A 22,994-nucleotide genomic window follows, 5' to 3' on the forward strand; every position below is an offset into this window, starting at 1 on the left:
CAGAGTCGATATAGGAATCGAATCGGGAAGGGAGGGGAGGCGAGTCCGCCAGCACCTCGAAACGGATACACTCATCTCTAGGGATTCGACTATCAAATCTTAAAGTTCTAACAATGGACACCTCATGGATTACAGACGCATCAGGGGCATGGATTCAGGACAGCGCCTCGCCTTTGAGGAGCTCATTTGCCAGCTAGCAAGACGCGAACCGCCAGCCGCTGACGCAGAATTTAGGCGAATAGAAGGTGCCGGGGGGGACGGAGGGATTGAGGCGTACTGGTTGCTCAGTGATGGGAGTGAGGTCGGTTACCAAGCGAAATACTATTTAAAGTCCAGTGAAATCGACTGGGCCAATATCGACGACTCGGTTGAGCGTGCTCTCGAATCGCACCCATTACTGACCACATATGTGGTCGCCCTACCTTGTGACCTGACGCATAAAACGGGCCGCCAAGGAGGCGGCAAAACAGGGTGGGAGCATTGGGATACCCATAAGGCAAAGTGGGAAAAACTCGTCCCTCAAGATAAACACGTAAACTTCATCGCTTGGACAGCCTCAGACATCACTGACCGTTTGATCCACCCAAGCGCTGAAGGCCTCCGAAGTTTTTGGTTTGGAGAGATCGAGCTTTCGCCACGATGGTTTCAAGACAAAATTGATCTTGCCATCAGGTCACTGGAAGAACGCTACCATCCTGAGGATCATGTTGAAGTAAGCATCGAGCGACTGTTCAAAGTAGCGCTCCATGACGAAACTATCGTCGCTGAGATCCATGAACACATTGCCAAAACAATTGACACCATCGACCTGGAAAATATCGAGAGGTTACTAGGTGCTGAGAGCACGCCTATAACAGACGAAATCAGAGGTGAAGCACAAAGACTTGAGGAGCTGGCCTTAAGGATCAACGCTGACCCATGGAGCGCCTGGCCAATTGCGGATTGCCTGCAGCGGGTAAGCAACATATCGAAATACGTATATGAGCTCCTCGCCGTTAAACGCACGGTGCAAGAAGGCAAGCCTAAGTCAAAAACTGAGCACGACCACGATTCTAGCAACCTAGAATACAGGCTGGGGCGGATCGGCAATGAGGCCTATGCGCTCAGCTCGCTTCTAGAAAACCAATACTTTTCCGGCGAGAAGGCTCGCACTATTCTCCTGTATGGAAAAGCTGGCACCGGAAAATCTCATCTTCTCGGCAGCATCGCCCAGGAGGCAATTTCAGAAGATAGAAAAGCCATACTGATTTTGGGTCAGCACCTGACAAGCGATAACGTCTGGCGTCAAATTACGACGCGGCTAGAGTTGGGCGATACCACGGCTGATGTCTTCCTGCAAACTCTAAGCGCTGCCGCTGAAGCTACAGGAAAACGAGGCCTACTTCTGATCGATGCCATCAACGAAGGAGCCGGTCGAAGACTCTGGCGTGGTGAATTAGCAGAGTTCATCACCAGGGTGCAAAAGTACCGCAATTTAGTATTGGTGATCAGCTGTAGGACTGAATACAAGAAGGCTGTGATCCCTGAGCCTCTACTCACGAACCTGCCGTCATTCGAGGTTCGCGGTTTCGAGACAGCAAAAGAGCAGTCCAGAGCCGCCAAAATCTACTTAGGCAAACGCGGGATTTCCCAGCCAACCAGCCCATGGCTATCTGCAGAGTTTGTAAATCCGCTTTTTCTGCGAAGTGCGTGCATCGCCCTTGAAAGAGACAACAAGAAGTTTTTCCCGCAAGGTTTGACGGGCACCAAACAGGTATTTGGTTTCTACCTAAAGAGCATTGCACGCAACCTAGGCGTTGGTCAGGATGGCACCGACGATCTTGTAAGGCCCACGACCCAAGCTCTCTCAGCCATAGCGCTGGAGATGGCTTCCAAGCGCCGAGACTACGTCCCGCGTAACGAGGCTATTCAAATTGTTGCTGGTAAATTCTGCGACCATCCAGCCCCAACAGACACAAACTGGTTGGGCGTTCTTCAGCGAAATGGCCTTTTTAGAATCGACCCAGGCCCTCAAACCAGTGAGGATCTATTCGACAACTCGGAAGACATAGTTAGATTCAGTTTTCAACGGCTGCAAGATCACTTGATGGCCGATGTATTACTGAAAAATATCGATAATCCTTCAGAGGCGTTGGAGAGCGGCTCACTTAGCTTTATTCATGACAGTGAACGCCTAGACTGGGAGTGGGCCGGATTAGCGGGGGCTCTCGCCATACAGCTGCCTGAGCGATTTGGCGAAGAGCTTCTAGATCTCTTGCCAGGTGACGTAAATATTTGGGCGAATGATTACGATCTTCGCGAGTCATTTATCGAAAGCCTGAAATGGCGAAGCAATCAAGCGTTTAGCGTGCGCACCCTAGAAATATATGATGCATTCCGATCACACTTCGATGGTTATTTCGACGTTGTTATTCAGTTAAGCGCTAGCGCAGACCATCCCTGGAATGCAATGTTCATGCATCGGAAGCTATTAAGTTTGAAGATGGCAGAACGCGACGAGTTTTGGACACGCCAGATTAACGATCTTTCCCTGGAGGAGGGAAGCACAGTCCGACGTCTAATCGATTGGAGCGCACATGAACAGAGCGATCAAACAGATCCGAAGATTCAGCACCTCTGCGCAATAACCTTGACCTGGTTCACCTCGAGCTCATTCAGGGAACTACGAGACAAAGCGACAAAGGCCATCGCCTCCCTGCTGCGTTGCAACCCAGGCCTGTACAAACAGCTGTGTAAGGATTTCCACACCGTTGATGACCTGTACATTCATGAGCGGCTTCATGCCGCCGCTTACGGTGCCTGCTGCGTAGATCCAGGCAAAGAACGGTTGTCTGCCTTCGCTGAGGTCGCCTACAAATCCGTTTTCGACCGAGAAATCGTTCCGCCGTCGATACTCTTGAGGGATTCAGCGCTAGGTATCATCGAGTTGGCCCACCTTCACGGCTGCGTACCTGTAGGTATTGATGTTCAGAAAGCCCGTCCTCCTTATGGAACGAAGGCTATTCGACTTTCCGTCACTGAAGAGGCGCTTAAAAAGGTCGCCGAAAAGGCCGGAGACTCGCAGATAAGTCGTTCCTGCACTGGCTGGATCGGCGACTTTGCAAATTATGAAATAGAACCTAGAGTCGGTTCTTTCCTAAACGTTTCCCTGAAGCAGCCTGAGCCGTTCACGTCATCTGAGACCTATGAGCGTTTTGAACAGGAGGTGATCAAGCATTGCGCGGAAAGGACTGAGATCCTTCGGTTGATGCATGTGTTCAGCCACAACCCCTTTCGAAATCTTCTCAACCGTAACCGCGACGATGAACCCGACGAGAGCCTGGAGCACTTCAAGCAATGTGAAGCTCTGCTGCTCTCTGTGCTGAGTCGCTCTGAAAAGCTGAGGTACAAAAAGGAATACAAACCGCGCTTTGGCGTCTCAACGACCCGGCCCGAGAAGTTGCCACACATAAATACCACAGCGGTACAGCGCTGGGTTGCCAAGCGAGCCTACAGCTACGGCTGGACAAGCAAGCTGTTCCCTCATGATCAAAGCTTCCGCCATACGCATGGCCGCGAACGCCCTGCCGGCGAGCGAATAGGTAAGAAGTATCAGTGGATGGCTCTCGATGAGCTTATCTGTAGCTTGGCTGATAACAACTGGATGTACGAGAGGGCTTCCCACGGATCGCGTCAGTACGCTGGCCCGATTGATATTGGGTTCCAACGGGACATAGATCCGACGGTTTTGCTAACCGACGACACGAAGTCCACGCAGGGCAGATCGATCCCGAAGTACGAGATCTCAATGCGCCAGACCACAGAAGACGAGTTGGGCAAGTGGCCGTTCGAGGCAGATCCCTCTCTGGACAAGAAAGGCCTCATTGCCAGGGAGGATTCTGAGGGCCGTAGGTGGGCGGTTCTGCATGAACACCGCTCTGTGTCCGAATACTACAAGGACAAATCCAAACGCGAACATGGGCTAAGAAAGCAGGAATGGCGATTCCTGCTGCCAGTGATCGTGAGGCAAGAGGATGAGAAGACACTCATCAAATATCTACTTGCCAAAAAGGACATAGATGTTGACCGCTGGTCGACTCGTGACGCTACCGACGCCGGTTATCTACTGGAAGCTCCCTGGCGGTCTGTGTGGGATCAAGAGCAATGGTCGATCATGGATTTCCACGATATTGGGGAGGTGGAAGTTGCCTATCCTTGCTACCGATATTACTGGGAGTCGCACTTGGACGCCTCTCTCCCCGAAGGGGCTCAAGCGCTGATACCTGCACCTTGGCTAGCTCACCGGCTTGGCCTAGTACCCCACCATGATGATCCGAATGTTTACGTAGACAGCTCCGGCAACCCCTATTTTGTAAGTGGTCGAAGCCCTAATGATGGCTCCCATGCGTTCCTCGATCAGAATCTATTCAATGCTTTCCTCAAGGAAGATGGACTGTCATGCGTGTGGATTTTCGTCGCAGAACGAGGAGCCTGGCCAGGTGGTGGAAATTGGCATGCATCCTGGCGTCGATCCGAAGGATTCATGTGGCTCAAAAACGGCAAGCCTGAAATGCATCACTGGAAAGAGGATTTCGACAAGGGGGAAGCAGAGGCGCCGCTTGACCCCGAGTCCCGAGCTTGGGCACTCCAAAGGGCTGGTCAGCTAGGTTTGCAGACGCATATCGGCAAGAGTTAGAGATCACATGAACGAGGAAGATCTCATGTCTAAGAAGAAAAAACCGCATCGCAGTAACAGGAACACAACGCCGCTTGCTGGCCACAAAAGGGTTGGCAAGGCGCTGGTGCCTCCTTTCATGCAAATTCCCGGCATAAGCTTCGCCTCGTGGTCTAATGTCCGCCTTCCAGAGATGCTCTGGGCCTGCTTGGTCATCACCGTTATTCCTAGGGCAGAAGCGCTGGAGCTTTTCCGGAACATCGCATCAATCGGTCTGCGCTACCGGAAAGGCCCAGAGGAAAATGCAACTGGGTGGACACTTAGGCATTCCGATCTTCCAAATCAGCCCCGTCAGCTTATTGATGGAATTGTGGGCTTAGTGCGCCAGAGCCATACAGGGATCCAAGCTCTCCGTCCGCTGCTCCTCCTTGAAGACCTACCGGGGTTTGCCTGGTGGAAAGCTGCGCTTGCAGTTGAGCCCAATGAAGATGATTGGCAGACCCTCGGGCAAGCTGTGCAGACCACCTTTGACCATCAGTCCCAAGAAGCCACCGACGTCCGCTGGGTCAGCATCCTCTTCAGAATGGCATTGGGTGAAATCCATATGCCGGAAGAGGAGTGGTACGAAATCGCGGAGTATCCCAACAGAGGTGATATGCGGTCAGTACGACCTTCCATTCGTGCGATGGAAATGACCTTCGCCGACGACGCTCGTAGTCCATGGCCAGACTCATTTTGGAACTACGTGATGCGGCACACGGCCTGTATACCCGCACCACTCGAATCGAGAGAGAGAACGACTCAGGATCTTGGCGATATCCGACAGGTGCTCCCTAGAGTGCGAGAAGCTTTACTTGAGCACTGGCACACGTCCTTGAACACCACAGGTTTAGATCCGAAACACGACGGCGTCTTTGGGTTCGGTTTCTTCGCTCTGGCCTGCCTGGCCGAGATGAGTAGGCCCGCTGAGCGCAGCGATTACCGGAAGGCTGCTGCTTCGCTCTCTCACAGAATGCCGGATTTCCCTGGCCTACCTGGTGCGATGTGGTAGCGACGAGATGTGGAAGAAATTCCGCTCCTATGGTGCCGGCCAGGCCAAGCTAGCCCTCCTGAAGCACGAGGAGATGTCTGGGCAGAAGCCTCGATTCGTGACCCACGAAACGCTGGAAGCCTTGGCAAACGAAGACTACTTCCAGGAATACGTGGAGATCGATCTGGGCCACTGGTGCGGGAAAGACCTTCGCCGGCTGGCAGAGGAGTCAGGCACGAAGGACGATTACGACCGTTACTACGGTTGGGCCTCGGGCTTCGTCCATGGCCAGTAGGGTGCGATGCGGGACAGTAACTTCACCCATTGCCTGAACCCGCTGCATCGGTTCCATCGCATTCCGCTGCCGTTCCACCGCATGATGGAGCCCACCACAGATGACGCAGTCCACCTGGTCAACCGCATTCTCGATGATGTGAACGCAGCATACCCAGGCTTCGATACCCGCTTCGAAATTGAGAAGGTGCCAGGCGAAGAGGAAGAAGATGCAGAGGCTCCTGCTGAGCCCGCATAGGGCTGGTAGAACTGTCCACGGCTGATCGGCGCCGAACAGTTCAGGGGCGCCGAGACATCCGCAGTACCGCTCAAATGTTCGCGTCGTAAGCCTTGATCGCTGCCGCCACTGACGGGTGGCTGCCCACGCAGGCTGCTTTTTCCGCAAAGAGCTCTGCCAACCGTCTCAACCAACCTACCTTCAATCTCACTACCTCATGCTCCACCTATCCGAGGGCGATTACCTTTTCCCATCCCCCAAGAGATCCGCAGCGCCCAATGTCGAGGCCCGCGTTGGCCGTGCTGTTATCCTCCTGGTCTCACGAAGCGAGCATCGAAGCGGGGCTTGTCACTCCGCATGGAGTTCGCACCACGAATAGATATGGATTTGAGAAGTGAATTTCGAATACCAACCTGGCCCATCAGTCTCTGGGAGTATTTGGGAAGCCCTTGGATTGCCTTCACGCGGAACAAGACTCCATGACCTCATTCACGAGGGTCTATCTTTTGAGCTACTTGATCAGGTATCGAGCCTACTGCAGATGCGGCGAGCGGATACCTCCAAGGCGATCTGCATGTCTCTCACAATGTTGGCGCGTAGGGCGAAAACAGGTCACTTGAACACAGCTAAAAGCGATCGTCTGGTCGCATTGATAGCTGTGTTTGAGCAAGCCCGTTTCCTATTTGAGAACGTGCCGCCGCTGCGAAAAAATGGATGAATTCTTCAGTTCGTGGTCTTGGCTTGAGGCGTCCGCTCGACATGCTGGGGACTAGGGTGGAAACGAACGCGGTGTTCGATCTCATGTGACGATTAGAGATGAGAGTGCTTGTGTGAGAGTGTCCGTGCTCGTTTTTTGCGGCTAATCCGGAAATATGCGCTTAACGTAAATCAGGTATGGATATACAGTTTTCTCAATGGCATAGACGGTGCCAATCCTGGTCGTAGCCTCTGGGGGACGCCAGCACGGATCGTGATGCAAATCGAAAAATGGGGCTTTTTTTTGCCTGAAAATCGAGTATGAATTTGGTGGCCCCTGCGCAATGCACCATAAGGTCGCTGAGCACGATGTAAGCTGTCCTGCCATCGCTCCTTCGAGCCAACGGCTCGGCCCAGCACACCAAATGAATCAAACGGTCATCGCACGAATCGTTTGAGTGACTGCCGATTCGCTATTACTTTTTCTCGAATCTCGTCGGGATCAATCGACATGCCACCCTCAGGTGTCACGCGCAAAGATTTCAGATTGTTGAGAGCAGCTATGAACGCGCGATCTCTCACTTGCTCTGAGCTTGGTCTTTTGTCTTTCAAGAAAAGAGCCATGCATCGCTCGAACATTTTCATACCGCGCTCCGTTGTCCATGAACCATGGAACGCATCTTCAGCGAAGGGGCGGAAAATGTCCTGGCTTTTTCGTCCAGCCTCTCGTGTGGCCTCGGCAGTTGAGCCCGTGTGCTCCTCGTGTGTGAGTGACGGAGGTGCCAGCGCTGACAAGCTAAATGTCACTCACGCAGCGTGGTCTATGTCGGCTGCATCACTACACGAGAGCCCCTCAAATGAAGCCTTCTGATGCCATCAAAGGTAAGGCAGATGAGATCAGAAAGATCATAGAGTCCTACGGATTTGTGGCGCCCGGGATTTTTGGATCGACAGCGCGCGGAGAGGATAGGGAGGGAAGTGATCTCGACCTGCTGGCGACCATCCCAGAGGGCATGGCCGGTCTGATTTCGCTGTTTGACATCGCCGATATGCAAGATGAGCTCGAGCAGATGCTCGGAGTGGTTGTAGATTTCAATGTCGAAAACAACATGCCAGAAACCTACAGGGCGTCGATTGAGCCTGAGATGATCAAGCTGTAGTGGGGCGTCATTGGCGTTCGATAAGAGCGAACCCTAGTCAACTCGAGACAGTCGTAGAGTTGAAAGCGTTGCGGTTGGTCGTTCTGCATTGAGCACCCGGCTGGCTCAACCGGACGCATTAAATGAGTGAGCGAGTAGCAGCCAAGTATTGGACAACTTGCTCGAGTCCTGTTCGGCATGTGATGAGATCACGCGGTCGACTACTCAGACCACGATTCCTGCTACTTAGCCAGATCTTTGCATTTTGCTCGGTTCCTACGAGCGCGAGCAATGACTGATACAACTCAACCAAAAGCAAGGCCCGGCTCCACGCTTCAGTGTTGGGTTGCAGTTCCTGTCCATGGCGTAGAAGCATTACCGGGGAAACATGCTCGCCCAGGACGGCTGATAGCTCATCGTCATCAAGCCCCAGCCCTTCGCCAACGCGGATAAATGCTTTGCCAAGCACACCGTTTTTAGCGCTCGATGTGACTGATTTCATGCTCCACCATATGACCTGTGATCTGGTTTGTGATGACCGAATTTATTAACCTAACTCCATCGACCAGTATGGCCGCTTCTGACCCAAAATCGCACCATCGACAATAAGCATCTTGGCCCCAGCAGCTAGGCGATCAATGGCCTGTAACGTAGTTTTGTGCGCTGTAACACTGCTTACGTTACAGCGCAAAAAGTTACGTTACAGAGCGCGTCAGAAAGCAAGCGGAGCGCGCAGGCCGACGGCCGTAGGCGTGCGGATGGACGCCCGGAGGGCCAAGACCAGCGCCTTGCGCAAGGGCTTGGTTCACGACAGCCCACCCCTGAAAGGGGCACGCACAAACCACAATCGATTAAAGCCCTTTTGATAACAGCCACCAAAAATATTTCACACTTTCGCTAAAGTTTTTCTTCAAAACATCCGTTGTTATTTTTAACAATGACGAAATGGTGATTTGTGAGCAAAACTGAAATGCAACCGGCAGTGTTTTTTGCGGAGCGCGAATTTACGTGCTGGCGAGAGCGTGAGTGTAAAGACGTGTACCCGTGTCAGGTGTCTAGGCAGGGTAGTGATAGTGTGAGGTTGAAGCTAGATGATGTATCCATTAGGTTTTCAAAGGGCGTAGCGCAGGAAATTGCGCATTGCCTTAAAGATGCTTTTTTGGTGAATCTTGGTAACCAGGTGAACGTGTTATTTACTTCAAAGAAGCGCAAAAGTAAGTTGGAGAGAAAATTCCATAAAGACGTGTCGGGTCGCTGGAATTATATGGCTGACGGACGATTCAAGTGCCAGCAGACGGAGAATGAAATTTACTTCAGCAAGCTAGTCAAGATTCCGGGCGATACGATGGAGGAACTAGGAATTTACACAGTTGAAGATGGGGGAGTAGAACTCGTTTTTGACTTCATGTGCTATTCGTTCAGTATGCAGGATGCTTTTTGGCTTGCTGAGAGTTTAATGGACGCCAACAGGTATGAGTGACCGGGTACCTTGGAAGCCATTTTCATCAGGGCAGATCGATAGCGGTATTGATCCTAACGGATCACTCCTGTGCCAGTGGAGGCTCGATACGCAGGTCTCGCAGCGTGTTCGATCAATGTCTGATGGTGGATCAGATACGACGAAGCAGTTCTTCTAACTGTCGATGCTCGTCAGGTAAAAGAAGCTCGACAGGATCTATGGCATCCCGTGAGCTAAAGTCGTACTTTCGGCCGTCGGGGCTGTAACAGCTATCGCAATAGTCAAGCTCACCGCAATCTTCGAAAAACGTGATCACCCACCTATCTACTTCGACGGTCATCAATCCACAGTAAATCTCGTTCCATGTGATCTCTGTGATTCGGCGCATTGAGCGTGAACCGACAGTAACATCACGGAGTACCTGGTGAACCTCTTGAGCGGTGAGCAATCTTGTATCCATGGTGGGATAGCCTGAAAACTGTGACGATTGAAAACTCCAGTGTCTAGCCTAGACGGACTGTGCCAACCGATCTTGAAAGGCGGCTTTAAAGGATTTCCACTTTGGGCGCTGATGGCTTCAACGCAAGGCCGCCAAAAGAGGAGCCCGCATCAACGTACCTCAGCGCTGACTTGATGTCCTTCCAGCCGACGTAGCCCATCAGCGACTTGATATCCCAACCATTAGCGGAAGCCCAAGTGGCAAACCCGCGCCGCATTGAGTGGCTACTGTAGATGTCCGATGGCACACCCGCCTGCGCAAAGATACGACGCAGCATTGGGATCAGGCTGTTGGAGTTGATGCCCCCATCAGCAAGGTTGCCCCAGCGATCGATCTTTCTGAACACAGGCCCATGGGCAATGCCAGCCACGGTGATCCAGTTGATGTAAGCCTGGACTGGACACAGTTTCTTAAGGGCAGGAGTGTGGAAGGTCGTCCCCTGATGCTGTCGATCGCCTTTGGTGTAAGGCAAATAGAAGGTGATGCCGGCGCCGGCTTCTGCTTGAGTATGCTCGACTTGTAGTCGTGCCAGTTCGTCCCCGCGAAACCCTCGCCGAAAACCAATCAACACCAAGGCTATGTCGCGTCGACATTTCATCACGCTTCGGTAACAGGTGATCTCAACGCTTTGGCCATTGCGTCTGCTAGAGAGGAGGACGCTAAAGAGCAGCTTATCGCCCAACTTGCCCACTCCCACGAGGAATCAGCCTCACTGCGCGAATCCGGCTATCAGGCCGATACAAAAGCCAAGAATGCACAGACGCTGCTGGAGACGACTCAGCATGAGGTCGATCTACTGCGGCAAAAGCTGAAGCAACTTCAACGTGAAAAGAAACCATCGCGGAGCGAGCAAGCGGATGATCAGGGCCAAGAGTGATTTGCATCGATATGAACCACACGCTTCTGGATTTCGGGACGCACTTCAAAGGCTCAGGGAGCATGCTATGGCAGGACACCTGCAAGTGCGGGGGAAGCGATGCCCAGGCGACATTCTGAAGGGTGGGGCATTAACAAGCTTGCGCGCGAAATAAACCAGCAATCATCGTGATTAGTGAGAAAGGTGTGCGCGAGTTCGTCTAGATCAAAGGTACGCGCCAAACCACTTTCAAGTCCTGCCATCTCTTGAGATCAAGCTTTTTCCGAATCAGCCTTCAACTGGGCCGACCTAGATAGGATAGAGAGCTTCTGTTTGATGTTGCCATGACGACGGCTAGCCTTCAGCTTTTATCGCAGCCACAGCGATGCAGTACCTAGATTGAACGCAAAAAGTGTAAGTTCCAGAATTTGGGGGTGATGGCATCTTAGATATGGTAGGTGTATTTACGAGTCTAGGAATAGGGACGCGAGCCAGGGGGCAATGATGACAGGAGTAGAATCGCAAGAAGAGGCAGTGGTTTATGACGGAGAGGAGGTGATGTCTCCCGATTACAAGGTATCCGTCGGGATGACAGAGGGCGGTCAGTATGTGGATCTACACATGCAGCTTTTTGACCGGACATCACCAGACGGTTGGACGTCCTTGGACGAAGGCCATTGGCATCATGTCGCACGTATTGAGCCGGGCTGGATCTCCAGCTACCCCATCTACACTAACCCACACACCCTTCGTTATCGAGATTCCAAACACGGCGGTGTTACGTGCATTTGTCACGAAACCCGCACAAACGACGCGCCGCCTACGGACATCGATGGCGTATTGCTTCACATCGCTCGTGAGCTGGATGGAAAACTTTATGAGTCGTGCGAAAGCGGCCTCGGTTTAGTGAGACAACTAAGCCCGTTCTGGTCGTGTCTGCGCATGCTTCCCGATATCCATACCCTGCTCATTGTCAGACAGGGAAGCCCAAGTTGGGTCGAAGGTACAGTCACGATCGCAGAGTCCGATCTTGACGAGTTTCGACGTACCTTCTTGCGGATCACCCGAGTTCGGCGAAAGAACGAGTTATTGGTAAAGAAAAATTGGGTGGTTAACAAGCTGCTTTCCAAGCTGATGCCCGATCGAATTATAGATTCCCTGCCTAACGCTCTCACACCAACCGACCAGATGGCTCCTCTCAGGAGAGCAACCGCGCAGACGGCCTCATACGAGCGCCGCAGTCGGCTAACGGAGGTGAAACACGAAGTTTCGCTTCTGGCACAGGAGGTTCCTAAGGCACTCATCGAACTGCACGCTGAAATTGAACGGGTGACTTTGTCCCAGATGATCCAAAAACTGCAGCAGATGCTCGATCAAGGTCACCCCGAAGCTCACTGGCAGCGCTTCTTTGAGGACAACACTTTTATCCTCTCCATGGTTTTCGCACGACCGGTAACACTTCTACGTAAGCAATTCCATGCACGAGGCTCCCAGTTGGATGGTGCTGGCGCCCACATAGGTGATCTGCTGTTCACACACGGTAGAGAGCTGGCGCTGGTCGAGATCAAGACACCTTCAACACCCCTAATGCGTGCTAAACCGTATCGAAATCAGGATGTCTATGCTCCACACCTTCAGCTGAGCGGAGCCATCACTCAGGTGCTCCACCAACAAAGCCTCATGCGTACAAATTGGCTCGTCCATCGACAGGCTCGCGATCTACAGGAGAAACATTCAGACACTGCACAGTGTGTAGTGATAATAGGCACGACACCAACTGAGGAGGCTCGTAGACTCAGCTTTGAACTCTTCCGTAGCGCCTGCAAGGACGTTGAGGTAGTGACGTTCAACGAGCTGCTCGGGAAACTTCAATTGCTGGCAGAGCATTTAGCACCAAAGGTTCATGAACAAAAGCCCTCCATTTTTTAGCCCCATTAGGCGTTCAGTGATTATTCGGTGGTGATCCAACCACAAAGTTTAACTCTTAGTGATCAGGCAACCGCATTCCAATGACGAGACCCTTTATGAAGGAACATGATTCCGCCACAGAATTCACGCTGGCATACCTTAAACTCCTGGAACAGCATCTCAACGTCACCTGGAATGAAGAGGGTGTCCCTATTTGCGTCATTGACTGGATCTCAGACGAATCGATTGAAGCTCTTCGAGCCGATTTAACTCATCTGATCACGAGCGACCTGGAAAGTGAAGCCCGGAATGCTGCCGCCACTTACGGGCTCAACCATATTCAAACAGTGGGCTTTGGTCTTGCCCCGGATTTCGATCAGTTCGTCAAACTCGGCCTGATTTATGGTGAACGGGTTGTCCTGTGGGACGTCATTCACAGTCGTATCCTGTCGCAAAACAACCCGGTAGATCGTAAAGGACTGATTGGTCAGATCGCCTGCGAACTGCTTATGTTGCGGGCAGTGGTTCTGCAGGGTGGGGTGGTGGTATTAGCTCATCCTATTGTTTGGAGCCCAGATGCGGCAGAGATCGATGCTGAGCTGCGTGCGAACGGCCCTGCTCCAGCTTCGAGCCTTGGCTTGGCGATGGCCTTTGCAGCAATTCATGAAGGTCTTCAGCTGCACCCGTATACGTTGTTGTCAGACACCACACGGCAGGAACTGACGCCGACCATCCACGCAACTGATCACGAACTATTTTCTCGCGAAAACTTCAGATTCCAGCAGTGCCTTTCTACGGTGCTACAGGATCATCGCGTAGCCTTTGTAGAAGACGTACCTACTGATACGTTCTACAGCATCCTGTGCAAACACGAGATGCTTCGTCAAAAGCTCAGGCAGCACTTTCAGCCAGCGCTAACCGGTCTTTCGCCTCAGCAAATGGGCCAGGTAAATAGTGCTCTCGTCGAAGATTTGTTTGATCTATTTGATAAACGCAACGCGGACATGAAGCAGTACGTCGCAGATGGAATTGATGCATCCGTAGCATTCCTCACGGCTTCAGCATCCGCCACCCTGACAGGCCAACCATTTTTCGTCGCATTGGGCGCCCTTGGCTTGCCCGCGTTAGCGTTAATTACCGCGGCTCGTAAATGGGCACACAAGCCTGAAAAGAACGTCATGATCCAAGCCTTCCGGACTTTGGAAGAATCGGCAGCACAAAATCGCACGATAGATCCAGTCGATATTCAAAATCGCTTGAACACAATGAAAAAAGGCTTGGCCAGTCTGAATGATCACTATCGGGAGTTCATGAGCTATGGCTGGACAGAAGGCCGACATGATTATTTGATGAGCGTGTCACCTGAAGTGGCTAAGGCAATTCTGGCTCTGCTAACGCCTGATGACATCAATAGGATCGTCAATGCACGACAGTTTCAAGCTGATTACATCGGAGATTATCTGGAATATATCTCAGAATTGGATGAAGCTATTCATTGGGCTCATCTGGAAAAAACCTTTGAGTCCGAGGATGGCTTTTTGCTCTATGACGGCGATGCTCATGTCACTGCCATGGAAGAGAAGCAAATTCCAATGTCGCTGTGGCATCTACTACTGGATAACCTGTCATCCCTCTCCACCGACCATGATCTCACGCATGTTATCCATTTTCAGACCGAGCACGCCGACGACCAGGATGAAAAGCGCACTGCATTGATCGCCTTAGCAAAAACTTTGGAAGAAGAGGAGAGAACCGAGCTTATTGACTTAGTGCGACAGGGAAATGATGGGGAAGCACCTGCATGGATACGTACCGCGCTCCGCTCTAAAGATCCCGCATTCGCTGAGTAAAGACCTGTACGCTGCAGCTCGCCATTGCGTGAGCGTGCAAGTCCTATGTCAGTATCTCTTTCAAAACATTTGAGCCACGGTTACTGCTTAACTCACGTAATGCTCACTAAAACGAGCATTACGACTGTTTCGGCGGATTATTTCTCTCAGATAGACCAGAAGCAGAGGTGAACCGGCCGCGCGGAGGGAAAGGCTGCGCTCCAAGCTGTCGCTAACTACCAACTGGAAGTATCGATACCTGGCCACTAGGCGAAGGTGCTCCACGTTATTCAGAATAGTTGTCGTTCTGCCGGGCGCTTTACCATCCAACCATCACTGGACACCAGCGCACACACATCGCACGTATTCGCATCCCATGCCCCAAAAATGATTTTTCGATCTTGATGGTTCACAAGCGACTAGCTCCACGTCCAGTTGCTGCACGCCTCCCTAAAGAATGCATCAATGACTTTCGGTTAAGGAACGATTTGATTGGCATACACAAAACCCGATGCAGGATAGAGTATTGGCAAATCGGAAACGAAGTTAAAGGCTGTGGCTGAGTCAACAAATTTACCGCTTCGCATACAGCATCAGCTCACCGCGCCGTCAAAGCGCCATCCAACAACAATTCGTCAAAGGAATGTCGACCGTGATCACCAAAATCCGAATCCGTGGTTACCGTATTTACAAGGATTTCCTACTCAAGCCAAACCCTGGCGTGAACATCCTGGTCGGAGACAACGACGCCGGGAAATCCACTCTAATGGAGGCCATCTCGCTAGCGCTCAACGGGCGGATCGGTGGGCGGGGGATTCTGGATGAGCTCAACCCTCATTGGTTCAACACCGAGATGGTGGCTGAATTTCTTGCCCTCAGGAATGTAGGGAAGAAACCTAAACTCCCGGAAATCCTGATTGAGCTCTACCTGCAAGACACACTGGAACTCCAAGCGTTGCTCGGTGCCGTTAACGCGGACGTCCCCACGAACGCCTGCCCTGGAATCGTACTGTCGATTGCCCCCAATGAGGAGTATCAGGACGAGCTGGATGAATGGCTGAAAGCCCCGTCTGCACTGCTCCCCGTCGAGTATTACACCTACGAATGGCGCTCCTTCGCTGATAGTGAACTCACACGACGGCCACGGGCACTTTCGGTGGCCACCATCGATTCTCGCACGGTCAAATCCGCCGCCGGCGTTGACTACCATCTCCGCCAGATCCTGAGCGACCACTTGGAAACATCCGAGAAAGCACAGATTTCGCTGGACTACCGCGGTATCAAAGCATCCATGACGGATGGTGCGCTGGCGCCGGTGAACAAGCGACTTTCCGGTCTGGGCGCTGCGCTGCAGTCAGAGCCTATGGCGCTAGCAATGGATCAGACGTCTCGTACGTCTTGGGAAAGCGTTGTTACTCCACATGTCGACGGACTCCCATTCGCAATGGCAGGCCAGGGGCAACAGGCTGCTATCAAGATCTCGCTCGCGATGAAGCGTCATTCCTCGAAGGCGAACATCGTGATGATCGAGGAGCCCGAAAACCATCTATCTCACACGAGCCTAACGACCCTACTCAATCGCATCGAAGATCTGGCCACGGAAGAACAGCAGTTATTCATTTCGACTCACAGCACATACGTGTTGAACCGGCTCGGCCTCGACGCATTGCTGCTTCTTCACCGCAACAGCGCGTCCAAAATCACAGAACTTCATCCAGATACAGTGAGCTATTTCCAAAGGCTGCCTGGCTACGACACCCTCCGCTTGGTACTCGCCAAGAAAGTCGTCTTGGTGGAAGGCCCGTCCGACGAAATCATCTTCGAGCGCGTCTACAAGGATTGCTTCGGTCACGGCCCAATGGCCCACGGCATAGATGTCATCAGTATGCGTGGGCTGGCATTGGCCCGATGCCTTGAGCTTTGTGCTGCAATCAACAAGCCTGTAGCGGTGATGCGCGACAACGACGGCATTGACCCAACCGAACTACGTAAACCAGTTGAAAAGTGGCTGCAGGATAAGCGCAGAGATCTATTCATCGGTGCCGTGGCCGACGGTATTACACTCGAGCCTCAGCTAATTACGGCGAATGGCGAGCCCCAGTTACGCAAGATGCTTGGAGTTAATGCGGGAGCGACCCTATTGATTTGGATGGCGCGTGAGAAAACAGAAGGTGCAATTCGACTGGCTGAATCGGCTGAGGTGCTCAGCCCACCGGCCTACATGAAGGCCGCGGCGGAGTTCATCCACAATGCCTAACCTTCTTACCTTGGCTGTCGCTGGTGGTAGAAAAACTCAAGGGCTGGTCGATCACTGCAAAGCCATACCTACCGAACGGCGCGTGCTTGTTGTCACGTTCACCCAGACCAATCAGCAGGAACTGATCCATCGCCTCGGCTCCCAAGCTGGCGATCGCCACAGCATCGAAGTGCTTGGCTGGTACACATTCTTGCTTCGCCACTTTGCAAAGCCGTTCCTACCATTCAAATTCCCGGGTGAGCGGGTAGGGGGCTTCAACTTCGAGGGCCGTCCCAGCATGTTTGCGAAGGACAGGCAAAGGTTTATGGATGGTAGCAACCAAATCTACGCATGCGAGCTCGGCCGCCTCGCGCGGGAGCTTATGGCGGCCACCCCGGCGTTGATACGCAGACTTGAGTGTCTCTACGACGAAATTCTGATCGACGAGATACAAGATCTCAGTGGCTACGATTGGGAAATCGTCCATGAATTGCTTGAGTCGCGGATCGACGTCCGCATGGTTGGTGACGTGCGCCAAGCGGTGCTCTCAACAAACCCACGGGGACAGAAAAATAAACAGTATGGGTATGCAGGTGCACTTGAATGGTTCCTTGTACGCGAAAAGGGAGGGCTGCTTAGCATTGACTATGCGACCACGACTTACCGCTGCCGAACCGAGATTGCGACGTTCTCTGACACCATTTTTGATGAGTCATGGGGTTTCCCAGGAACGACATCTGAGAACCACGTGGTGTCTGAACATGATGGCGTTTACCTGGTGCACTCAAAACATGTCGACCAATACGTCGAGCGATACCGACCTCAGTGCCTGCGCAGCACCATAGCTTCTGGTAAGGAGTTCGCTTTGGACTTCATGAATTTTAAGGTATCAAAAGGCACCACGTTCGAGCGTGTGCTGATCATGCCAACGGCGCCGATCAAGGCCTTCATCCAGAAGCAGACTTATCTGGAGTCAACGTCCGCGGCTGCCTTTTATGTTGCTGCTACGCGGGCCAAGCAAAGCCTGGCGATCATCATCGACAAACCTGGAAACTCCAAACTACCGGTGTGGGTGCCGTAATAGAAAGGAGCAGGGCGCTCATGAGGGTAATGATCTCATGGCAGAGCGAAAGCTCATTTTCCAGTGGCCCCTTGGGTATCGATGAATACGCGGTGGCTACTGTGAAGCGGGTTCAACGCTGTGCGTAGCGTTAATTTCGCAAGAGATTTCAGAGTCTGAAGCCTCGAGCAGGGGGCTCGTATCGAGCGCCGACTTCGTTGAGAACTCCAAGCTATGACCACCACGCTGGAACAGGCAAGCGGAGCGCGCAGGCGTGAGGATGGAAGTCCGCAGTGTCAAGACGAACGCCTTGCGGGCGGCTTGATTCACGACAGCCGAGTTCGGAGAGCCACGCCCACAGGATGAGTTTTCAGGATTTTGGTATGAAGGGGGGCAGGAGCTTCTGGAAGTTTGCAATATTGCACAACAATTCATCTGACGATTTGCTGCACGTAAGCCTAATAAGAGGAGTGTTGCCTAAACCACCTACCCACCTATCCCAGCAGTCACTGAGGAGGAGCAATGTCAAGGCAAGATAGCGTTCAAAATGAAGTCGTGTGGCTGATGCAGAGATTCAGCGCACGGGCAAAATAGTATAGATAGCTCAACTAAATAGTCATTTAGTTGAGCTATAAAGGCTTATTAGAAATAACCCCGTAAAGAGCAGGGCAGGCCTGCTAGATCCTAACCACGCCACGCAAAGAAACGTTGGTAGGCACTTTTAGGTTTTTTTGCCTCCAAAATGCTCCAGAGCAAGTATCGTTCGATACAGCTTCAGTAGTTTGAATAGCGCGTAGGTTCGGTATGCTTAATCAAAAACTGCTTCACCAGCAGGTAGCTTTTTGTCGGCAGACTGCTAGCTGGGCATTGGTTGAGAAAACCCTGAATTACAGAGAGCTCGCCATCGAGGTTGTCGGGGTCTAGCAGTGAAAAATCTTGTAGCGTTTCGAAGCAAGGACGGGGGATTGAATCCATGATTTTTCTACCAGTTGTCTCTGAAAATTAGTCGCGATTTTTCAAACCCAGTTTTTTAAGCGAGTACGAGCGCTTATCTTCATAACTGCTGTAGTAGATGTCCTGAGTTGTGGACAAATTGTTGTGACGTAGATCCATCTGCAAGTCCTTGGGGTCTCGCCAAGGGGCATCGAGTGTCGCAGCCGTATGCCTTAGCCAGTGTGTGGAGGCCACCCGCAGAGCCTCGATCTCGCCAGGTTGGCGATCTTCGTTCACCATTTCATCAACAGCGCGGTCAAATAACTTCTGGATGATCGAATGAACCATTCGAGTGGATAACCCTGGACGACCATTCAAGGTCGCAATCAGAGGGGTCTGTTCATTAGGTAATGGCAGTTCAGATAGCCCCATGAACCGCCGGTAGCGCTTCAGGTAACGATCAATGTATTCCGGCCTTACAGCTACCTTAGCGGCTTTGTCACCCTTACCAATGAGGTGGAACCACCAGTTGCCTTCATGATCTGTCTTGAAGGAACCCATTGTGGGCTGCCAATTCACCCGACCACAGATATCTGAAACGCGTAGGTACATCGAAAATAACGTCGCGGCGATGAACAGAGTGCGTTCATGCTGTTCAGGAGCCGTTGCTGCCATTTTTTCAGCGGTGGTCAGTACGAAGTCCCATTGAAGTGGCGTGAGGGCGCGTCCGGTTTGCTCCATTGAGCGCGACGCTTTGAAGCGCGATTTCTGTTTGATCGCCCTGAAGGGATTCGTCGACGTCAGTCCCTCATCCAGACCGTATTCGTACAAGCTGCTACAAACCGAGAAAACTTGGGAAATGCTCCCTCTGGATGGTTGGTACGGTACGCCAGTAACTGGGACTTCAAGATCAGTTGCATTACTTATGCGATTCGCGGTCTTCAGCGAGAATGGGTGCCAGCGTGGATTTGGGCATAGCTCTATATCTTTGTCGGATGCCACGATCAGAAACCTGCTGCGTGTCACGGGGCCAAGCCAACCTATGGGTGGAGCCATGCAGAACTCCAAGAAGGCTTCGGCGTCTGCGCGACGCAACTCCATCAGGGGCTTCTTTCTGATCAACAATGTCCAAAGCAGCAGGCGCTCGGCATGGGTGCGATATGAAACGAATGTCGCCTCGACGTTGGAATATGAACGCAGAAAACCACGGACGGCTTCGAAACCGTCCACGGGTTTCAGATGCGCATCAAAGTTCGCCAGATAGTTCATCACCAGCGGTAGGCACGGGGCGGGTTCATCGCTAGTGTGATTGACGAATTCCTTATAGGTGTTGAACAGCGGATACGGCCCCGGCATCTTGTTATCCTTCACGGGATACTGCATTGCAGATTTCCGATTCTGGGAGTTATCGGAAGTAGGGGGCGTATCCTTCCGTTTGTTCGAGGCGAGTGTGTCCGTCTGCCTGGATGAATCGCTCATCGCATAGCCCTAACCATTTGATCGATGGCATGTAGGTTATACATGGCAAACATGTCTTTGCAAGTTTTCTCTTTCAAAGCTTGACTGAAGGCCAGACAACTAAAGACTAATTAGTTATATATTGACAGTTTTGACTGAGCCCTGGCTGAGAAACGCCGACTGCACGGCCACAAGCCGCAAACTGTGCGGGTTCCGTGCTCAAACTACCCAGCTATTGAGAGGCGCCAATAGCGCTTTAGATAGGGGGTTTGGTCTTCACTACAACCATAACTTAAGGGGCCATTTTTTAAAGATTCAGCCATTTTTAAAAGTGTTATAGCTGCACCATCCTAATAACACGCACTGCACGGTAGCAACCGCCATAATTAGTGGGTCTGACCAGTTTTAAAGGTTTCGATCATTTTTAAAAGCTTTTTTAAATGAGGGGGGGGGTATCTTGAGCAACCAATTGTCAGCCCATAAGAAATACTCTTGAAATCAAGAACTGTTAGTGATTTTATAATGAAGCTTCTTCGAAGCTTCAGTCTGGAATACACCTTTAGATACGCTCCTTTCGTCTATATAGCGCTATTCTCCGTGCTTGAATCTCTCTGAGCTGACATATCGGTCGCTCGCTCCAATGTTTATCCACGCAACGCACGCCGGTGTTGCACGCCCTCAACCAAGCTTAGCCTTCATGGCGCAGGCGAAGTTTAGACTACCTAGGCGTAGCTTCCGGGTTGCCGCCCTGATATTCGATCTTTCTGGATCTTCGCGTACCGGTCGATGAGACTGGAGCGTTCTGATGCGAACGATCGAACCTACGCGGCCAAGCACATATTGCGAACGCTTTTTAGGTTTCAGAAAATCGCAAACCATCGTTTTCATTGGGCTACAGACGGGGTCATTTTTAAAGGTTTCAGCCAGTTTTAAAAGAGGTCGTGCATTCGGGCTCTTTATTGCACTGGGGCAACATGCTCGAAATGGGCGCTTACCAGGACGCGTGGAAGCATTTCTACGCGGCATACGGCGTCCCGAACTAACAAAAAAGTAGTCATACCATGGGTTAGGGCCTATTCCGCCAGATTAAAAAGCACTGAAATGGCGTTCTACGAGAGTGAAGAATGTTCGCAGAGGCACGGCCTACAAGGCTTTCGAAACAAAAATGGGTGGCGCCACTTAAGGCGCCATCTTTAAGGGGGGGCCACAATATCTCTATGATTTAAAAGCATTGTCATTTGCTAGGGGTTTTTGTCATCTATAAAGGAAGCGCACATTAACCGGGCTAATCTTGAAATATCTTGTTACGTGTAATGTATATTATGTTAAACGACAGGTCATGTCATAGATGTTCATGAGCTGCCTAAGCCACTGATTCGACAAACCTGCTTCTGGCGTCCACGCTTTCAACGGGCCATGTACTTCGTGTTCATGGTGAGACATTGAATGAGGTGGCTGCCGATGAAGCTGATTCAGTGCCGTTACTCTTCTGGTCAGCGTGTACCGCTGCTTGTGCAGGATGGTCAGGCGGCGCCATTGCCCAAGCTAGTCCCATTCATCTACGTCCAGCTCAAGCTCAGGCATCGTGCATACAACACCGCCGCAGCGCACCTGCGTGCGATCCAGGCTTTCTACACCTATGCCAAAAGCCGGGAGCTGGATATCGATGAGGCCATCTTGGCTGGCCGTTTTGAGGCGATTCTCGCCTTGTTGGATGGTTACGCCATTTGGCTCCAAAGCGGCCGTCAGGCCGATAATCTGGTCGCCCGAATCGGCACAGCTGCAACGGCACCTTTTCCGCAGGTCGATCCGCGTACTCGTGACCAGTACCTGCGATTGCTGAAGCAATACCTGTCCTGGTGTGTCACCCGTTACATCCCGCGCGCCCGTCAAAACTCAACCACCCTGGCTAACATCGAGGTGGTATTTGCAGATGTCGCCGACGTCATTGAACGACGCTTTGAGAGCCATATCATCAATGTTCGTCCCGACCACACTCGTTACCGCAGCCTGACAGATACGCAACTCCAGATCATTCGCACACTGATTCGCCCGGGCGCTGCGGAGAATCCGTTTCCGGAACGATTGCAGTTGCGCAATTGGCTAATGATTGAATTGCTGTTGGAGACCGGTATCCGTCGCGGTGAGCTTCTGAAGCTCTACACCACGGATATCAATCAGGGTTCACAGCATGCCTATGTCAGCGTCAATGATCGCGAACATGACCCAGGTGACCCGCGCGCTGAAGAGCCTGCGCTGAAAACGCACGGACGGACCGTAGGTATCTCCGCACAGTTGTATGAGGTCTATGAGCGCTATATCCAGAGCGAACGGCGCCCACTGCGTGACGGAAAACCGATGAAATTGCTGTACCGCTATCTGTTCATATCTGACAGAGGTCGCCCGCTGTCGATTCGCGCGTTGTCTAACGTCCTTGATCGGCTGTTTTTGACCATTGAACTGGCTCATCCGGGGTTGTTGCCTACACTTTCCGCGCATGACTTTCGCCACACCTTTGCCGACCACTTTTTGGCTTACCTGGTCGAGAAGCGTGGGCATGACCTGGAGCGGGCCACGGACGAACTCCGGCGAGTCTGCGGTTGGTCTGAGACTTCAACGATGCCACGCCGTTATGCAAGTCGTTATCTAGCCGAGTCGGCCAACCTCCACAATGCCCAGCGTGCCTCGGCAGCCTGGAGCCGATTTGACAGTTAAGGAGGTTCGCT

19 protein-coding genes are annotated in these 22,994 nt (G+C 52.1%); 14 read left to right on the plus strand and 5 right to left on the minus strand.

The window, feature by feature from the left end; genetic code table 11:
* The first annotated feature begins 124 nt into the window (after nt 1-124).
* From KW848_RS01275 to KW848_RS31635, 6 genes are all read left to right on the plus strand, one after another.
* Entirely contained in the window at nt 125-4,675 is a 4,551-nt protein-coding gene (locus KW848_RS01275; protein ID WP_218534876.1) for an NACHT domain-containing NTPase, read from the plus strand.
* 25 nt (nt 4,676-4,700) lie between these two features.
* Complete coding sequence (locus tag KW848_RS01280) at nt 4,701-5,705, plus strand: hypothetical protein (RefSeq protein WP_256364986.1); 1,005 nt, start codon at nt 4,701-4,703, stop codon at nt 5,703-5,705.
* Nucleotides 5,692-5,979: a DUF5677 domain-containing protein gene (locus KW848_RS31625; protein WP_309140061.1), complete on the plus strand. Its 288-nt coding sequence runs from the start codon at nt 5,692-5,694 to the stop codon at nt 5,977-5,979. The genes KW848_RS01280 and KW848_RS31625 overlap by 14 nt, the downstream gene beginning before the upstream one ends.
* A gap of 6 nt (nt 5,980-5,985) precedes the next feature.
* Nucleotides 5,986-6,216 carry a hypothetical protein gene (locus tag KW848_RS31630; protein ID WP_256364987.1) on the plus strand — a complete coding sequence of 77 codons (231 nt, stop codon included), beginning with the start codon at nt 5,986-5,988 and terminating at the stop codon, nt 6,214-6,216.
* Nucleotides 6,217-6,589: 373 nt separating this feature from the next.
* A complete protein-coding gene (locus tag KW848_RS32360) occupies nt 6,590-6,913 on the plus strand; it encodes an antitoxin Xre-like helix-turn-helix domain-containing protein (protein WP_375154704.1) in 324 nt (107 codons plus the stop codon).
* On the plus strand, nt 6,910-7,002 hold the full coding sequence (locus tag KW848_RS31635) for a hypothetical protein (RefSeq protein ID WP_224791233.1): 93 nt from the start codon (nt 6,910-6,912) through the stop codon (nt 7,000-7,002). Before KW848_RS32360 ends, KW848_RS31635 begins: the two co-directional genes overlap by 4 nt.
* A gap of 327 nt (nt 7,003-7,329) precedes the next feature.
* On the opposite strand, the gene KW848_RS01290 is transcribed toward KW848_RS31635, so the two are convergent.
* Entirely contained in the window at nt 7,330-7,536 is a 207-nt protein-coding gene (locus KW848_RS01290) for a hypothetical protein (protein ID WP_218534877.1), read from the minus strand.
* Between the two features lie 212 nt (nt 7,537-7,748).
* Between KW848_RS01290 and KW848_RS01295 the strand changes: the two genes are divergently transcribed.
* Nucleotides 7,749-8,051: a nucleotidyltransferase family protein gene (locus KW848_RS01295; RefSeq protein ID WP_218534878.1), complete on the plus strand. Its 303-nt coding sequence runs from the start codon at nt 7,749-7,751 to the stop codon at nt 8,049-8,051.
* 118 nt (nt 8,052-8,169) lie between these two features.
* Here KW848_RS01295 and KW848_RS01300 read toward each other — a convergent pair whose 3' ends face one another.
* Complete coding sequence (locus tag KW848_RS01300; RefSeq protein ID WP_218534881.1) at nt 8,170-8,532, minus strand: MbcA/ParS/Xre antitoxin family protein; 363 nt, start codon at nt 8,530-8,532, stop codon at nt 8,170-8,172.
* Between the two features lie 453 nt (nt 8,533-8,985).
* Here KW848_RS01300 and KW848_RS01305 point away from each other — a divergent pair, with 453 nt between their 5' ends.
* Nucleotides 8,986-9,510, plus strand: coding sequence for a hypothetical protein (locus KW848_RS01305; RefSeq protein ID WP_218534888.1), 525 nt, complete (start codon nt 8,986-8,988; stop codon nt 9,508-9,510).
* A 130-nt stretch (nt 9,511-9,640) separates the two neighbouring features.
* On the opposite strand, the gene KW848_RS31640 is transcribed toward KW848_RS01305, so the two are convergent.
* Nucleotides 9,641-9,949 (minus strand): hypothetical protein, encoded by a 309-nt coding sequence (locus KW848_RS31640; protein WP_256364988.1) that lies wholly within the window; start codon nt 9,947-9,949, stop codon nt 9,641-9,643.
* 85 nt (nt 9,950-10,034) lie between these two features.
* On the minus strand, nt 10,035-10,586 hold the full coding sequence (locus tag KW848_RS01310) for a site-specific integrase (protein ID WP_218534889.1): 552 nt from the start codon (nt 10,584-10,586) through the stop codon (nt 10,035-10,037).
* A gap of 30 nt (nt 10,587-10,616) precedes the next feature.
* On the opposite strand from KW848_RS01310, the gene KW848_RS01315 reads away from it, so the two are divergent.
* The 5 genes from KW848_RS01315 (at nt 10,617) to KW848_RS01335 (ending at nt 17,898) form a co-directional block, all read left to right on the plus strand.
* On the plus strand, nt 10,617-10,865 hold the full coding sequence (locus tag KW848_RS01315) for a hypothetical protein (protein ID WP_218534890.1): 249 nt from the start codon (nt 10,617-10,619) through the stop codon (nt 10,863-10,865).
* Nucleotides 10,866-11,348: 483 nt separating this feature from the next.
* A complete protein-coding gene (locus KW848_RS01320) occupies nt 11,349-12,773 on the plus strand; it encodes a Shedu immune nuclease family protein (protein ID WP_218534892.1) in 1,425 nt (474 codons plus the stop codon).
* Nucleotides 12,774-12,868: 95 nt separating this feature from the next.
* Nucleotides 12,869-14,602, plus strand: coding sequence for a hypothetical protein (locus tag KW848_RS01325; RefSeq protein WP_218534896.1), 1,734 nt, complete (start codon nt 12,869-12,871; stop codon nt 14,600-14,602).
* Nucleotides 14,603-15,224: 622 nt separating this feature from the next.
* The gene (locus tag KW848_RS01330) at nt 15,225-16,838 is read left to right on the plus strand and encodes an ATP-dependent endonuclease (protein ID WP_256364989.1); all 1,614 of its coding nucleotides are present in this window, start codon (nt 15,225-15,227) and stop codon (nt 16,836-16,838) included.
* Nucleotides 16,831-17,898: a UvrD-helicase domain-containing protein gene (locus tag KW848_RS01335; RefSeq protein ID WP_218534900.1), complete on the plus strand. Its 1,068-nt coding sequence runs from the start codon at nt 16,831-16,833 to the stop codon at nt 17,896-17,898. Before KW848_RS01330 ends, KW848_RS01335 begins: the two co-directional genes overlap by 8 nt.
* 981 nt (nt 17,899-18,879) lie before the next feature.
* Here the strand turns inward: KW848_RS01335 and KW848_RS01340 are convergent.
* Nucleotides 18,880-20,193, minus strand: a complete 1,314-nt coding sequence (locus KW848_RS01340; RefSeq protein ID WP_256364990.1) for a site-specific integrase — start codon at nt 20,191-20,193, stop codon at nt 18,880-18,882.
* 1,536 nt (nt 20,194-21,729) lie between these two features.
* Between KW848_RS01340 and KW848_RS01345 the strand changes: the two genes are divergently transcribed.
* Complete coding sequence (locus tag KW848_RS01345; RefSeq protein ID WP_218534901.1) at nt 21,730-22,983, plus strand: site-specific integrase; 1,254 nt, start codon at nt 21,730-21,732, stop codon at nt 22,981-22,983.
* Nucleotides 22,984-22,994: the final 11 nt, after the last annotated feature.

This window comes from Pseudomonas sp. PDM25 (genome assembly GCF_019219045.1).
Lineage (GTDB): Bacteria > Pseudomonadota > Gammaproteobacteria > Pseudomonadales > Pseudomonadaceae > Aquipseudomonas.

Excerpts from the sequence above, each read along its gene's own strand:
- KW848_RS01295 (WP_218534878.1), top strand. The coding sequence starts at position 7,749 with ATGAAGCCTTCTGATGCCATCAAAGGTAAGGCAGATGAGATCAGAAAG.
- KW848_RS01335 (WP_218534900.1), top strand. The coding sequence starts at position 16,831 with ATGCCTAACCTTCTTACCTTGGCTGTCGCTGGTGGTAGAAAAACTCAA.
- KW848_RS01280 (WP_256364986.1), top strand. The coding sequence starts at position 4,701 with ATGTCTAAGAAGAAAAAACCGCATCGCAGTAACAGGAACACAACGCCG.
- KW848_RS31630 (WP_256364987.1), top strand. The coding sequence starts at position 5,986 with ATGCGGGACAGTAACTTCACCCATTGCCTGAACCCGCTGCATCGGTTC.
- KW848_RS01325 (WP_218534896.1), top strand. The coding sequence starts at position 12,869 with ATGAAGGAACATGATTCCGCCACAGAATTCACGCTGGCATACCTTAAA.
- KW848_RS31640 (WP_256364988.1), bottom strand. The coding sequence starts at position 9,949 with ATGGATACAAGATTGCTCACCGCTCAAGAGGTTCACCAGGTACTCCGT.
- KW848_RS01290 (WP_218534877.1), bottom strand. The coding sequence starts at position 7,536 with ATGAAAATGTTCGAGCGATGCATGGCTCTTTTCTTGAAAGACAAAAGA.
- KW848_RS01310 (WP_218534889.1), bottom strand. The coding sequence starts at position 10,586 with ATGAAATGTCGACGCGACATAGCCTTGGTGTTGATTGGTTTTCGGCGA.
- KW848_RS01330 (WP_256364989.1), top strand. The coding sequence starts at position 15,225 with ATGTCGACCGTGATCACCAAAATCCGAATCCGTGGTTACCGTATTTAC.
- KW848_RS01320 (WP_218534892.1), top strand. The coding sequence starts at position 11,349 with ATGACAGGAGTAGAATCGCAAGAAGAGGCAGTGGTTTATGACGGAGAG.
- KW848_RS01340 (WP_256364990.1), bottom strand. The coding sequence starts at position 20,193 with ATGCAGTATCCCGTGAAGGATAACAAGATGCCGGGGCCGTATCCGCTG.
- KW848_RS31635 (WP_224791233.1), top strand. The coding sequence starts at position 6,910 with ATGAATTCTTCAGTTCGTGGTCTTGGCTTGAGGCGTCCGCTCGACATG.
- KW848_RS01300 (WP_218534881.1), bottom strand. The coding sequence starts at position 8,532 with ATGAAATCAGTCACATCGAGCGCTAAAAACGGTGTGCTTGGCAAAGCA.
- KW848_RS01345 (WP_218534901.1), top strand. The coding sequence starts at position 21,730 with ATGAAGCTGATTCAGTGCCGTTACTCTTCTGGTCAGCGTGTACCGCTG.
- KW848_RS01275 (WP_218534876.1), top strand. The coding sequence starts at position 125 with ATGGATTACAGACGCATCAGGGGCATGGATTCAGGACAGCGCCTCGCC.